Genomic DNA, 15,730 nt, shown 5'->3' with positions numbered 1-15,730 from the left:
CACCATGAACGACATTCAACGCATGGACGAGTCGCTGGCCAAAGCCCGCCAGAGCGCAATGGTCGACTTCTACCTGGGCCAAGTGGTGGTCAACGCGGACATTGCGCAAGGCACGCCCGTCACGCCCACCGACCTCAGTCATTACCACCTGCTCGATCACGAGGTGGAAATCGCGCCCACGACATCAGTCGTCGCCGAACTGATCGCGTCGTTGCAGCGCTATATCCACGGCGCATTTGCAGGCGAAGAACCGGGCTTCGTCGATCCGATCGATTCTGAAGTGCTCGAGCACTGGCGCAACTGGGAATCGCGTTACGACATCTGGTCCGGCGCAGAGCTGCTTCGCTCCTATCCGGAAAACTACCTCGACCCCACGTTGCGCCTGCGCAAGAGCGAGTTCTTCCGCACGTTGGAGACCGATCTGGGGCAGGCCAGGCTCAACAAGGAACGCGCGCGTGTCGCCATCCTGTCCTACCTTCGCGCTTTCGAGCAGGTAGCGAACCTCGATGTCGTGAGCGGCTACATCGACGGGCTGAACCATCGCGACGCTCCTTATTACTTCATCGGCAGGCAAAAAACGGCGCCACATCAGTTTTTCTGGCGTCGAGCCGACATCACGCTAGTGGAAGGACAAACGTCCCTGAACCCCAGTACATGGGGTGAATGGCACGCGATCAGCGTCAAGATGTCTGGCGACGTCACTCACATTCGGCCGGTTTGCGTCAGCGGACGCCTTTTCGTGGTCTGGGTGGAGCGCGCGGAGGTGGCAGTGCCGGAAGTCACCTCGCGCGCCTCGACGTGGCGTTTCTCGTTGCATTACTCCTATATGGACTTGAACGGTTTGTGGTCACCCGCGGAGGTCGTGGGCGATTTTGAGGACGCAAGGGACGCCAAGTTCAATCTCGTGGCAGCGGGTTTCGAATCGTTCAATCAACGCCAATCGGCGCTCGCGGTGGCGCTGGTTCCTGCGTCCGGTGCGACGCCAGCGCTATATCACGCATGGGACCCGATTTTCGATCCTATCGCGCTCACCGCCAAGCAGATTGCGACGCTCAAGATACTCGCACAATCGATCTACCAAACGTCGGCGATTCTCCAGAATCGCTTTGCCTCGATCGACGATGCGGTCGGTGCCGACGATCTGACGTTTGACCGAATCGAAGTCGTCAAGGAGACGACGGCGCGTGCGAGTGTTCCCGGATTCGCGTCGGAACTCTCGCTAAACGCCAATTACTACGTTTCGAACGCCGGCGAAACCCCGCAAGGCCATCTCGATGTCGAAGCCAAATGCCACGCCAAGCGGCTTTTCCTCGAGTTCAATGGGGGGCGCTTGCGGCTGTTGGCCGATACCATGCAAGCGTATCTGCCCACGGTACTCGTCTGCGAGATCGACCTGGAGGTTTTACCCTCCGGAAAACTTGGCGCAACCGCCAAACGAGGAGCCCCGCTCACGGGCTCCTTGACCCTTCGGTTCCAGGATTTGTTTTCCATTACATTCGGTTGGAATCACCCGCTTTGGGCCCCTTGGCAATACTTTGAGATCGACAGCGCGGTTTTCAACGCGCTCGCAAACCTGACTCAAGAGGAGTGCCTGGCTGGTGCCGGATTTACGTTTGAATCACCCGACATATTCCCCGATTGGAAGTGCCATGTGTCGGGCGTTCAGTTTTCCTATCGAGCGTACCCTTTCCAAACCGATTTCTCCCTGAAATACGAAGGTACTCAAGTCTGGTCCAAAACGCTCACCTTGAACGGCGGTATCGCCGAGCGCTCGATGCATGAGACGGGCGAACCCACGAAAACCATTCATACCTTTTCCTTTGGTGCGACCGACGTCGCGCTCGGACGCAATACCTACAAGGTCCACCTGAAGGCTGCCTCCTCGGTCAATCCGAGGATTGTTGCGGGACTGCAAGGCAGTCAGTTCCTCCAGTTCGCAGCAGCCGACTTCGCGCCGGAGCGCGTGCGCTTGAATACAACCTTTACGGGAGCGCTGATTCAGCGTGCGTCCGTGTCCCTCGACCACTTGCTGGGCTGGGATGCCCAGAACACGCCCGAGCCGCCGTTCAATTCCGGGTCCGCACCGGTTGTTCTCGACTTCAGTGGTGCCAACGGCCGCTATTTCTGGGAAATCTTCTTCCATCTGCCACATCTGGTTGCCAATCAACTCAAGGCAGAGATGAGCCACGAAGACGCACTCGAATGGCTAAATTTCCTGTTCGATCCGGGCAAGCCCCTGAATCCGGGAGAAACCGATACCCCAGTCTACTGGCGGGCGCGCCCGCTGATCGAAGACGGCGATCCCAATCACGAGATCGGTGCCCCCGCCGACCCCGACGCCATTGCATACAGCGCTCCGGTGCACTACCGCAAGCGCATCTTCCGCGACTACGTGGAGACACTCATCGCTTGGGCCGACATGCTTTATCGCCAGGTCTCGCGCGACAGTCTGACCGAGGCGAAGATGCTTTATTTACGCGCCTCACGCCTGATGGGGCAGGCACCGGAATTCAAGAGTGCGGCACAGTGGACGCCGTCCTCGCTGGATGAACTCGATAACCAGGAAGACCTGCGAAGATTTGCCGAAATTGAGGCAGAGATATCGGACGAAGTGCTGGCCAATCTTGCGCCACGGGCAGGCGGGGCGCTGAGCGCGGATCTTCTCGCGCACCCGGCATTTCGTTTGCCGTTGAACACCGACTTGCTGAGCATTTGGGAGACGCTGGCATCCCGGCTATCCAATCTGCGCAACCACCTCACCATCGACGGCAAGCCGCTGCAACTAACGCTTTACGACCCGCCAATTCATCCCACCGACCTACTGCGCGCACAAGCCGCCGACGGCGGCTTCCACCGCCGCGATCTCGGCAGCGACACGCTCGTTCTGCCCTATCGCTTCATGTCTATCCTGCCGCGCGCGCAGCAGGCAGTGAATACGCTGTGCCGGTTTGGCGATCTGCAGCGGCAGTACATGGAACAAGGAGACCGTACCGAACAGGAAGTGCTGCAACAACAGCAAATCATGGAGATGTCTCAGTTCACGCTGCAATTGCAGGAGGAGATGCTTCGGCACGCGCAAGCGGTCAGCGCGACGCTACGCGCCTCGCGAGACACCGTAAAAATCCGCTACGACCGGTATAAGCGGCTTTACGACGAGGATCTGTCGCCCATGGAAATCACCTCCAACGCCCTATTAACGGGATCGCGCGTTATAACCGTCGCGCTGGATCTGCACGCAGTGATGGCGAAACTGGCCAATCTCGCGCCGAACATCTTCGGCACCGCCGCGGGTGGCGTGAAGTGGAGCTCCACCGCTGACGCCGCAGTGAAGTTGCTGGAATCGAGCACAAAGCTGCTCGCGATGGAGTCGGCCGCGCTCGACCGGTCCGAGGGCTTCCGCCGTCGCCGCGCCGAATGGGAGTTCCAGCGCGACACCGCCGATGCCGAGATGCGCATGATCGACACGCAACTCGCCGCGCAGGACATTCAGATCGAAGCAAGCCGCTCATCTCTGGCGCAACAAGCGCGCTCAATGGCACAAGCCGAGGAAATGTACACATTCCTGTCGCAAACGCGCGGCAGCAAAACATCGCTTTACCGCTGGCTACAAAGCCGCATGGCGACGTTCTATTTTCAGGCATACGACGCCACGAACGCACTGTGTCTGGCCGCTCAGGCCGGCTGGCAATATGAAATCGGCGACTACGACACGAACTTCGTACAGCCCGGCAACTGGTTCGACAACAACTACGGGCTGACGGCGGGTGAAGCGTTGTCCCTGGCGCTGCTGAAAATGGAGTCGTCGTTCCTGCATCGCCACGAGCGCCGTCTGGTCGTCAAGAAGATTGTGTCGATCAAGGCCCTGCTCACGGAGGACGGTTGGAATGCGGCAAAGACATCGTTGAAGGATCGAGGCACCTTCGAATTCCCGCTCACCAGCCACCTGTTCGACGAAGATCATCCGGGCATGTATTTGCGTCAATTGCGACGTGTAGCGGTCACGTTGCCCGCCGTCATCGGCCCGTATCAGACGCTGAACATGACGCTCACGCAGACGTCGAGCCTGATCGTGACGAAGCCCGACATCCGCGCCGTGCAGTACGTCTACGACCCGACGCACGACGATGCCAGTCCGGAGAATATTCGGCATAACTTGCGCATCACGCCACAGGTCGCCATCTCCGAAGGTCTCGATGACGATGGCACCGGCATGCGCTTCCTGTTCGACAACGACCGGTACGAACCCTTCGAGCGCATGGGCGCGATTTCGACTTGGCAAGTCGCGTTCCCCCGCCATGGCTCGGAAAAGCAGTTGGACGTCATCGACGCGATGTCGGACCTGATCCTCCACATCGAATACACGGCACTGGATGGCGGCGCCGACTTTGCGTCGCAGGTGGAGGAGCTGATGAATGCATAACCGCGAAGGAAGGCAGCGGATCATCCGCGGCAGCAGCGACCGCACCGATATCGAAGGAGACCATCATGACCGACATCAAACAACGCAAGACCGGACGCAACCTGCTCCCGTACGCGGACATCGGTACCGACTGGCGTGACGGGTGGCGCACGCTATATGGCAATAACAGCGGCTTCTACCGACGAGAAACGACGAGCGGACGCACGTACTTCGACATCCTCGAGACCACGCTGGTCTCTACGCGCTTCACCATGCCGATCAACGCGACGGCCCTGACTGCCCCTGGGCTGGGTTATCACCTCGATCTGTTTTACCAGCCCAGCACGCGCGCGGGGCTGCCCGAGCCGAATGCTCAGCTCTTTTGCTATCCGTCGGAGCGATTCTCCGAGCTCCCCTTGCCGGTACCCGGGGAAGAGATTCAGGCTCGCGCCGCGCCCTGGCTGGCGCGCGACGCCACTTTCGGTCCGGGCCCCCGGGACAACGAACTCGAACTTCGACTGGCCTCGGGACAACAACCCGAGGCCTCTGCGCTTGCGCCGACGGAACTTGCCGACGCGCTAGTTCCCGAAGAAGGCCCCGACTGGCCGACTGCGCTTGGGCAAGTCCACGTCAGCGGGGAAATTCCTGGCAACGATGGCTCACCGGGCATGTCGGTTCTGCTGTTTCATGGCCCGTTGGCGCTAAACGCTACGCCCTATCCCGTCTCGCTCGACGGCGTAGCCGCACGTTGGCTGGTCGACGGCAAGATCCCGTTATGTAAGGGCGCAGAGCATCAACTCACTTTGCCTGTCGATGACGCCTGCGGATGGGCAGGTGACTCGGTGGCGGGAAATCCCGGAACCCAGGCGTACGCCTATTGGCACGACGAGGCAGCGGCGGACGAACAGAAGTTGACACTCATTCCGACCGCAGCCACGCCCGATGATGACGCGCAACTCGTTCATTTGCCCTGGACGCTCACGAGCGATGCCACGTCGGAGGGAGTGCACGAAATTTTGATCGAGAGCGTCCATCACGCGCCAATTTTTTCCCTGCCTGCTCTGCTGCTCGGCGACTTCAAGCTGTTGATCAGCGCGAGCGTAGCGCCAGATTATCGACCCTGCGTGGCACTGCAGGAAACTGCGGCCATCAGCGCAAGAGTGATGAGTGCTATCACGTCCGTGCCAATCGCGAATGCCGCTGTGCAATGGCATGTAGACGGTGCGGCCCCGACGGAAACACTCACCGACAGCGAGGGTTGGGCCCACTTTGAATTCCAGCCGACGGCAGACTCGGACGTCACCATTGTCGTTGACGCGCCCTACAACGCCGAGCCTCATCGCGAATTGATCCGTGTGCAGACGATTGCAACACCACCGTGGGAACAATTTCAGTTCCTCGTCGATGGCGAGCGCCTTGACTCGGAGAACAGCAGAATGTTGCTATTTCCGGACACCGCCGCGCGCAAACTGACCCTCAAGCCGCAGGACGGAAACGTGTCGCTAGGTCAAATGGTGTCGCTCGACTACGCTTTTCAGGAGGCGTCAAGCGCACGCGGCAGTCTCACATTCTCCCCCGCACCCGGTGTCGAGCGTGAGCTGACGAAGGACGGGCTTGAGTGGACTGTGGCTGCGTCAGGCGGCGCGATATCGCAGATGTTCGACATCATATTGACCTGCAAGCCGTGGAAGTCTCCGATTCTGGTCCGCGGCACTGTCGTCCCCGAAGCATTCGAGCTGGTTGCGATGCCGGGGCGTGAGACCTGCATGCAAGATGATTTGTTCGTCTTCGGACCCACATACCAATCGCTCCCTACCTGCGGTATTGTGGTTCAAGCGCGATCCATTTCCGATGGGTCTCCGCTGCCCGGCGTGCCTTGCTCTTTGACCCGCCTAGTCCCGGACACCGCCATCTCGAGCGGCGATCTTTTTTTGGATATGGGGCATGTACAAATCACCAATGCCGATGGCAACACGACGTTTCCCGTGATATTCCGTGGTGACGCGACCGAACTTCACGACGATGCCACGATTACCGTCGATGGCGGCCCGAAGCCCCTCACTGCGGGCATCCGCTATCGCAGAACACCCTCGCACCCGAGCCAGACCTGTGTGATCGCGCACATCTTCCCGCGCAGGCCGGAACTTGGGGCACCTTACGCCACCGCCTTTCTCCGGGTGTTCATCCTGGGCAAACACTACGCGCCGATCAATGATCTGTTCCCTGACATCGACCAGGAAGATATCGACGTCGTCCTTGATCTCGCCGATGGCTCCACGCTGGGCCCCTATAAGGCCATACCCAAGAAGAGTTCGTCGGATCGCTGGCTCTTCGCGACCGTCGATCTGCCTCTGCCTCCGCGTGAATATCCTCGTGTCGTACACGCGCACATTTCGGCGGGGGGAAGAATGGCGCAGATGTGGCACTTCAGCTTCGATAGAGAAACGGTGAAGGACCACCCGCACGGAACGGATGGCGGTAATTTCCGCTTTCTCTATGCACCGGTCCAGTCGGTACCCGCCGGCGAGTCAATCTACCTGCAGTGGCCAACCTATATGAACAAGGAGTCTTGGGAGACGTACTCGATCCGCGATGAACAGGGTGTCACGATAGACGTCGAGATATTTCCGTTTGAATACGGAGAGACGGCCTTGGCCAGGGTGAGCACGACCAGAGTTGGGCCACGCAACGTCATACTCTATCGCGGTGTCCAGAACGGTCTGCACGTCTTCCTTTGCAAGGGACGGCTCACCTGGACCTGAGCATCTGACCGGCACTCGACGGCGATCTCCCTAGCCGTTTGCTCGACAACAGGAAACGTGACCTCGTTCACCGGCAACGCATCACCTCCGTTCGAAGCGCCCGCCATGACCATGACCGACGATACCTATGCAGCGCGCGTGGCCGCCCCCGCCCTCCCCAAGGGCGGGGGCGCTATCCAGAGCATCGGCAAAGGCTGGGGTGCGGTGGGCGTAACGGGTGCCGCATCGATGGAAATTGCGCTACCGATTTCGGCCGGACGCGGTTTCACGCCCGCCATGTCGCTCAGCTACAGCAGTCAGGGCGGACGAACGCAATTCGGGCAGGGATGGCAGGTCGGCGTGCCGTGCATCGCCCGGCGCACCGGCAAGCGCACCCCGGCATACGACGATACGGACGAGTTCGTCGCACCTAACGGCGACGTGCTCGTCCCCGAGGTAGGGCCGGATGGCAACATCGTCTCGCGAAAAATGTCGGCGTTTCGCGGTGCGGCGATGGCCGGTGACTACACCGTCACACGCCATTTCACACGTGTGCAAGGCAGCAACGACCGGATCGAATCCTGGCGTAACGCCACGGCGTGGTTCTGGCTGATTCATGACGCACAGGGCAATGTGCATGTCTACGGAAAGACAGCGCGCACCGAAGCGCCCGGGGTAACAAACGACGATAACGATAACGACATCGCCCCACGCATTGCCGAGTGGTGGCTCGAGGAATCGGTCGCACCGAACGGCGAGCGAATCCGCTATCGCTACTCGGTCGATAGCATCGATACAGGCAACGCAATAAGAAGCGCCCTCTCCGACGACAACGTCGCCCCGCACGTCTACCTGACGCATGTCTGCTATGGCAACGTCAACGCCAGTCTGATCCCGTCGACCCTGCTGGGCGACACGTCCCCCGATGATGCATGGTGCTTCGAACTGGTGTTCGACTATGGTGAGCGTCCCACCGGCATGGAAGACGTGCCTCCCTACGACACCGACCTGCCTCGGCCGGAACGCGCAGACCCTTTCTCCTCATTTGCGTTTGGCGTCGAACACCGCACCCGATGGCTATGCCGCCAGGTGTTGATGTTTCACCGTTTCGACGAACTCGGAGATGCCCCGGTATTGGTCCGCCGTCTGCTCATCGAGTACGACGAGAGCCCGATTCGCTCGCTGCTCGTTGCCGCGCACGACATCGGCTACGGCGCACAGGCAGACGCGACATGGTCAGCCCCGATCGAGTACGGCTATACGCCGTTTCTGCCGCCGCACGAAGCGACGTTCCAGACGCTTCCCGCAATGCCGGGCCTGAACGACGGCGCCCGCTATCAACTCGTCGACCTCTACGGCGAAGGCATTCCGGGGGTCCTGTACCACACGAACGACGGCTGGCATTACCGCGAACCGTTACGCGCCGAAGCGGATGACGTCAACGAAAGCCGTGCGCGTAATGAAGACGCCATCACCTACGGTCCGGCGCAGTTACTCGATCAGATCCCGCCGCGCAACGCGGCGTCGCCGATCTCTCAAAGTCTTGTGGACATGACCGGTGACGGACGCCTCGACTGGGTCATCGCAACACCGGGTCTGGCAGGCTTTTTCACCCTGGGGCCTGAGCGTCAGTGGTCGGATTTTTTCCCCTTCGCGGCCTTCCCGTCAGAGTTCGCCCATCCTGACGGACAACTCGCCGACCTGATGGGCGCAGGACTGTCCGATCTCGCGCTGATCGGCCCGCGCAGCGTGCGTTTGTACGCCAACCGGCGCGATCAAGGTTTTGCTGCACCGGTCGATATTCCCCACGCCCACGCACTGCCGTGCCGCACCGATGGCCGTAGCGAGCTGGTCGCCTTAAGCGACATCCTCGGCACCGGGCAGCCGCACCTCGTGCGCGTGCGTCAAGACGAAATCACCGTCTGGCCCAACCTCGGACGAGGACGGTTCGGCGCGGCACGTCCATTCAGCAACGTGCCGCGTTGGCCAGACGAATTCGATGCGAGCCGGGTGCGTCTGGTCGACCTCGATGGTTCAGGTCCCACCGATCTGATCTATCTCCAACCCGACGGCGTTGCCATTTTCCTGAACGAGAGCGGCAACGGCTGGTCCGGTATGGGCAAGCTCGCGTGGCCCGAGGGCGTTGTGTACGACCCCACATGCGAAGTCAGCTTTGCCGATATCAACGGTCTCGGCTGTCCAAGCCTCGTCCTTAGCGTGCCGCACATGACGCCCCGTCATTGGGTCTGCGACTTCGCCCGCTCCGGCAAGCCCTATCTGCTAGCGTCGAGCGACAACAACATGGGCACCGCCGGTGAAGTCCGGTTCCGGAGTTCGGCCCAGGAATGGCTCGACGAGAAACGCGAACGCCAGGCAGGCGGAGAAATCGCGGTGAGTGGTGTTCCCTTCCCGCTCCATGTGGTGGTCGAGCAACGACAGACCGATCAGATTTCCGACGCGCAGTTGCGTCAGCATTTCCAATATCGTCACGGCTACTACGATCCGATCGAACGGGAACTGCGCGGATTCGGGCTAGTGCTGCAATACGACGCCGAATTGCCCGCTCAGAACGCTACGCCTGAAGATGGGTTTACGGCACCGGCACTGACGAAGACCTGGTATCACATCGGACGCGACGATTGGCCCGGCATCGACACCTATGACGTCAGTGATACCGAAGCCGTACCGCTGGGCGCCACGATTCGCTGCCATTTCAATGTGAGCGACAACAGCGACACGCCTGCCGACGATTGGGACGACGAGACCCGCCGCGACATGGCGCGAGCGCTGAGCGGCAGCGTCGCGCGCACGGAAACCTTCGGGCTTGATGCGCAGGACACACCGCCTTTCTCGATCAGCGACACCCGTTATCTTGTGCGCCTGAAACAGGCGCGCAGCGCCCACGCCCGCTACGCGGTCGTGCAACCGCTCATTGCAGAGAGCCGCAACTTCGATTACGAACGTCAACCGTCGGACCCACGTTGCCAGCACACGCTGGGCCTGCGCTGGGACACCAACGGCTCGGCATTGCACGGCGCCATCGTGTACTACGCTCGTCGCAACAATTCGTCGCCATTCGACGAGCACGACATGTGGTCCACCCGCTGGTGGGAGGACGCGCATGACATCGCGCAGCAGCAGTGGTACGTCACGGACACCCGGGGCGCCTGGTACGACATAGATCGGGACGACGCGTGGCGCGTCGCAATTCCATGGCGCAATCGCGAGGATGCACTGGTCTTCGGATTCGACGCCCTCACGCCCGCATCAGTCCATTACGAGGCCTTCGTAGTGGCCGATAGTCCGCTGGATCAGGCAGACGAACGCCAACTCGCGGCAATGTCCGAAGTTCACTACTTTGCAGACGCCGACGGCGCACCATCACTGGCCGCGTTACCGGAATACGTCGAACTGGCGGAGCTTGACGACTACGCCCTCACCGCCTACGACGATGTGCTCACCACAGAAGCGCTAAACGTCGAGCTGAGCGCTGCAGGATATGAACCGATGCGGGCGTTTATGCCCGAGCGGGCCATGACATTATGGGCAGTGCATCGCCAGTTTCCTACGTTCTCGCCGCTCGAAGACTTCCATCAGATCGTGGCATATCGGGAAACGCGCTCGCTCGGCCAAACCACGCTCGAATACGACGCGCATCGCTGTTGTGCAACTCGCATGACCACACCCGATGGTTGCTCCACTCAGACGACTTACGACTACCGGACGTTGTTGCCCGAGCGCATCGTCGATCCGAATCAGAACACGCAAGAGGCACGCTACGACAGTTTCGGCCGCCTTCAGGTCACTAGTTTCCATGGCACGGAGCATGGCGAACCCGCAGGATTCATGCCGCTGTCCGACTACGTCCGCGAGATCGAATCGCCGACGGACGCCATCGCCGCCCCGCAGGCAGCATTGCAAGACGCCGCCACCGCCGTCTTCACGGATGCGCTCAGCTGGATGGGACAGGTCGACGAGGTGCCGCTCGACGCCGAGTGGGTCAGGTCCCGGTGGGTCTTGCCCGATGGCCATGTGCGAGCGAGCGCGCGAAAGCTCGCGCACGCTGTGCTGGCCACATTCGACGCCAGCTCGGTAGAGGACGTGGCGAAAGTAGCATCGCGCGTCGCCATGCCCATTGCGGTGGCGCAGGTGCTGCTTGCCGCACGGCGTCGACCGCCGCACACCCTCGCGTTGCAGGCGGACCGCTATCCAGACGATCCCGCGCGGCAGATTCGAATGCAGTTGACGGATTCCGATGGGTTCGGTCGCGCCTTGCAGCAAAAGCAGCTTGCCCCGGCAGGCGACGCCTATCAGGTGCTTGACGACGGCACTCTGGCACTCGGCCCGGATGACAAGCCGGTAACTCACCACGCCGACCAGCGCTGGCGCGTGAGCGAGCGCGTGGAATATAACAACAAAGGGTTGCCCGTACGCGTGTACCGTCCCTACTTTGCGGACAGCCCGGTCTATGTGCGCGACGAATCACTGCGAGACTTCGGTTGCCATGACCGCCAGTATTACGACCCGCTGGGTCGCCCCACCGTCACGCTGACCGCCCCCGGGTACCTGCGCAGGCAAACTTACTGGGCCTGGCACACCGTTTCCGAAGACGAAAACGATACCGCCCACGAGCTCGAATAATGGACGCCGCCCTTCAAGAACTCCATGCCCTCCACGCCCATACGCCAACGCTCACCGTTGTCGATCCGCGCGGCCAGCAGGTGCGCACCGTCGACTACCATCGGCGCGATGCTGACGACACGCCTGAGGCCAGACCTGAGCGGCAAGTCAGGGATGGGCGCTCGCACGTCGTTGCGCGTTGGGACGCACGGCTGGGGCAAGGGTTGCGCAACTCGCCTAACGAGAGAGCGATATTCGGTCTGTCCGGGCAATTGCTACGCGTCGACAACGCAGACGGGGGGACGGAAATCACGCTCGCCCGTGATGTGGGACAACGTCTTCTCGCCTGGGACGGACGCGGTACACGGGCGCGCATCGCTTACGACGATCAGATGCGTGAGGTCGCCACGTTCGAGCAATCGACGGGCGAACCCGAGCGCTGCGCGAGTCGGACGACCTACGGTGACGCAACCAGTGCGCAGTGCAACGGGTGCGCTCAGGTCATCAGGCGCGACGATGACGCCGGAACACTGACCGTCCCTGCATTCGGGCTAGGCGGGCAACCGTTCGCGGAACGACGTCGATTCCTGGCAACGCTCGATGTCCCCGACTGGCCGGAGGATGTCGACGAACGCGACGCCTTGCTCGAAAACATCACATACGAAACCTGCTGGCAACACGACGCGACCGACGCGCTCCTCGCACAGACTGATGCTGTCGGCAATACGCAGCGACACGTCTATACAGTCGACGCAACGCTTTGCGGCAGTACATGGCAGACGCCCGGCGGCGAGGCGACAGCGCTCATCACTCATGCGACGGCTGACGCCCGCGGACGAATCGTGGCGCAAACGCTGGGCAACGGGGTGACGGAAAACACCCTCTTCGATACCGCCTCGGAACGGCTCTTGCGCAGGGTTTGCCAAACCGCCGACGGCGCCACGCTACAGGATCTGGCCTACGACTACGATCCCGTGGGCAATGTCGTCCGAATCACTAATGCCATGGCCCCGGTGCAATTCTGGCGAAATCGACGCATCGACGGCACGCAGACGTACGTCTATGACTCGCTCTACCAACTGATCGAAGCCACAGGACGCGAGAGCGCGACGCTCCCCCCTTCCCCGGCATTGCCGGATTGGATTCCCGTGCCTGACGCGACGCGTACCACACCCTACACGCAGACGTTCTCCTATGACGCGGGCGGCAATCTCGTCGAGGTGGCGCACACATCCGACACGCGAGGCCAAAGCTGGAAACAGCGCTTTGCTGTATCGCACATGAGCAACCGAAGCGTGTTGTGGGAAAGTGGCCTGCCTGAGCCTGACGTCGAGGCGTCGTTCGATCTCTGCGGCAATCTCTTGGCGTTGACCACCGGCCAGCCGATCCGCTGGAGCGCCGCAAACCGACTCGCGGCCGTCACATTCATGACACACGACGATGGCTCGGCAGATGAGGAGCGCTATGTGTACGACGCGCAAGGCGACCGCGTGCGCAAAGTCGGCAAACGACTTGCCGCATCCACGACCCATGTGCGCGAGACCCGCTATCTTCATGGACTGGAGCTGCGTCGGGATACTGCCACCGGCGAAGTGATGCATGTCGCCATGCTCGATGCCGGTCGGACTCGCGTACAGGTATACGTCTGGGAGACCGGGTTACCTGCGCGAGTCGAGAATCATCAAGTCCGCTACATACTTGCCGACCATCTGGAAAGTGCCACCGTGGAAATCGACGCGAAGGCAGAAGTCATTTCACGCGAGAGCTACTATGCCTTCGGTGGTACTGCGTGGCGCGCGGCCGCCAGCGAAATCGCCGCCGGGTATCGCACCATCCGTTACGCCGGGCACGAACAAGATGCGACCGGACTCAATTACCACGGGCAGCGCTATCACGCGCCCTGGCTGCATCGCTGGCTCAACCCTGACCCGGCGGGTAACGTCGACGGCCTGAACCGCTATCGTTTTGTCGTCAACAATCCGCTGACGCTTGCGGATCGCGACGGTCAGCAAGCCGTCAGCATCGTTTATGGGATGGATGATGTCCGAATCCCTTATCTCGAAGCGTACAACCGCGTACATCAGCCCGGCGGTCTCGTCAGATTCCGTATCAACGAATTTAACGAAGCACTCGGCATCAGGGGGCGCGGCGCATTGAAAAAAATCCAGAAAGGCATCGAGGTCAGACGCAAGCACGTAAAACGGCTCATGCGACACCTCCCGCATCTTAATACGCAAACCGCCGCTTCGCTTTTGCAACGGTGGTCCACCCATTTGCATTCTCGCGCCGAAGAATTATCCCTACATCATCGATTTCGTAACTTCACGGAAGATGAGCGATTCGCGCACCTGCAAAAGATGGTCAAGAAGAATCTCTCGCTAAATTCGGGCGGCAGACTGTGGCACGTCGGCGGGCGAGGCCGGGCCGACATGCGGCTTCGCCATCACGCCCATGACCTTCGCGACCGGGAGATCCGCAAGCCACTGGAGGGGGACGTCCTGGACTCGGCATTGGAAAACGCGTTTCACAATGCCTTCTTCCGTCGCCTCTCCAAAATTGGTCTGGAATGGGCACAGTTGGAAGGCCCGGAGCGAGTCCCCGTGGAATTCCTCGTCTACAGCAGGGACGCCAACGGACGCCACCGGAACTTCGACGACATTGGTCCCATGCCCTCGGCGCAGGCGCATGGGGCGTGGATGACGACATCCGTCGATGATGCCGGCCAGAATTTCTTCCCCATCACCATGTCCGAATACCGCACAGTTCGGAAATTGGCGATGACCGTGCAGGTCATCCGGGCCCCCGTTGAATTGTGATACGGCTGGCACGCTGACGATCCCAGCGCGCGAAATAGCGTCTGAGCGCCAGTGATGCCGGGCCCTTCAATCGCTAGTCACTCGCGTCTGCGCCAACGTGTCGCGATACGCAAAGAGGCCAGGCACGCCGCCTGTGGCGACGAACAGCACGTCTGCACCTGCGGGAATGCGGTCGCTCGCAATATCGGCCAGCAGTCCCGAGAACGCCTTCCCCGAGTACACCGGGTCCAACAGCATGCCCTCGGTCCTGGCCAGCAGATGGACCGCGTCGACCATGGCTTGTGTGGGTATGCCGTAGGCGGCGCCCCGATATCCGCCGTCGACTACGACGTCGACCTGCTCATCCACGTCCGCCGGGTTCCCGCCGAGCAGTTCCAGTGCGTTGCGTGCCAATACGGTCGTCCTGGCGTGCGTGACGTCACGATCAGCCAGCACCGAGTAGGCTTTTACCCGCGCCCCGCGCTGACCGGCAAACGTCAACCCGGCAATCAGTCCGGCCTGCGTCCCGTGGCTGCCGTTGGGAATCACGATATGACGGAATTCAGTGGCGTTCTGCGCTTCGAATTCGAGAATTTCCTGAGCACACTGCGCGTACCCTAACGTCCCCCGTGGCGATGAGCCACCGGCAGGAATGACCATCGCGCGGCGTCCTGTGGAGGCCAGTTCGGCCGCCCTGGCGTTGGCGACGGCCATGACGTCCCCGTCCGACGGCACGACCGTCATCGTCGCCCCGAAGATCCGGTCTAGCAGCACGTTCCCGCTTTCGCGATACTCAGCGACGTGGATGGGCACCATATCGGAGAGAAACAGCTCGCAAGCGATGCCGAGTTTCGCACACGCGGCCGCCGTAAGTCGTGCGTGATTCGACTGAATGCCGCCTACGGTAATCACCGTGTCGGCCCGCTCCGCCTGCGCCTGTCCGAGCAGGAACGCCAGCTTACGAAGCTTGTTGCCGCCGCTGCCGATATCGCCGATATCGTCGCGCTTGACGAAGATCCGGATGCCGCGCGATTGAGCGCCACACGCCTGCTCAAGACGCTCGACGCGCGTTATCGGCGTCGACAGACGCGTCAGTGCGACGGTCGGAAATTTGCCCAGCGCAGATGCCAGTGATGAAATCAAGATACCTCCTTATCAGCGATTCGTTTCTCGCG

At 61.2% G+C, this 15,730-nt stretch carries 5 protein-coding genes; 4 read left to right on the top strand and 1 reads right to left on the bottom strand.

What is annotated here, in order from left to right:
- The first annotated feature begins 4 nt into the window (after window positions 1-4).
- The 4 genes from PAN31117_RS08615 to PAN31117_RS08600 all read left to right on the top strand — a co-directional run bounded on the left by PAN31117_RS08615 (window position 5) and on the right by PAN31117_RS08600 (window position 14,576).
- The gene (locus tag PAN31117_RS08615) at window positions 5-4,420 is read left to right on the top strand and encodes a Tc toxin subunit A-related protein (RefSeq protein ID WP_150737829.1); all 4,416 of its coding nucleotides are present in this window, start codon (window positions 5-7) and stop codon (window positions 4,418-4,420) included.
- Between the two features lie 65 nt (window positions 4,421-4,485).
- A complete protein-coding gene (locus tag PAN31117_RS08610; RefSeq protein ID WP_150737828.1) occupies window positions 4,486-7,161 on the top strand; it encodes an Ig-like domain-containing protein in 2,676 nt (891 codons plus the stop codon).
- A gap of 57 nt (window positions 7,162-7,218) precedes the next feature.
- Window positions 7,219-11,781, top strand: coding sequence for a SpvB/TcaC N-terminal domain-containing protein (locus tag PAN31117_RS08605; RefSeq protein WP_150737827.1), 4,563 nt, complete (start codon window positions 7,219-7,221; stop codon window positions 11,779-11,781).
- A gap of 620 nt (window positions 11,782-12,401) precedes the next feature.
- Window positions 12,402-14,576, top strand: coding sequence for an RHS repeat domain-containing protein (locus tag PAN31117_RS08600; RefSeq protein ID WP_174990879.1), 2,175 nt, complete (start codon window positions 12,402-12,404; stop codon window positions 14,574-14,576).
- Window positions 14,577-14,642: 66 nt separating this feature from the next.
- On the opposite strand, the gene PAN31117_RS08595 is transcribed toward PAN31117_RS08600, so the two are convergent.
- On the bottom strand, window positions 14,643-15,698 hold the full coding sequence (locus tag PAN31117_RS08595) for a D-cysteine desulfhydrase family protein (protein ID WP_150737825.1): 1,056 nt from the start codon (window positions 15,696-15,698) through the stop codon (window positions 14,643-14,645).
- Window positions 15,699-15,730: the final 32 nt, after the last annotated feature.

The sequence above is a fragment of the Pandoraea anapnoica genome, assembly GCF_902459765.1.
Classification (GTDB): domain Bacteria; phylum Pseudomonadota; class Gammaproteobacteria; order Burkholderiales; family Burkholderiaceae; genus Pandoraea; species Pandoraea anapnoica.
The sequence above is the reverse complement of the archived record's forward strand: the minus strand, read 5'-3'. Positions and strand labels throughout refer to the sequence as shown.

Coding starts and splice junctions, on each gene's coding strand:
- PAN31117_RS08610 (WP_150737828.1), top strand. CDS start 4,486: ATGACCGACATCAAACAACGCAAGACCGGACGCAACCTGCTCCCGTAC.
- PAN31117_RS08615 (WP_150737829.1), top strand. CDS start 5: ATGAACGACATTCAACGCATGGACGAGTCGCTGGCCAAAGCCCGCCAG.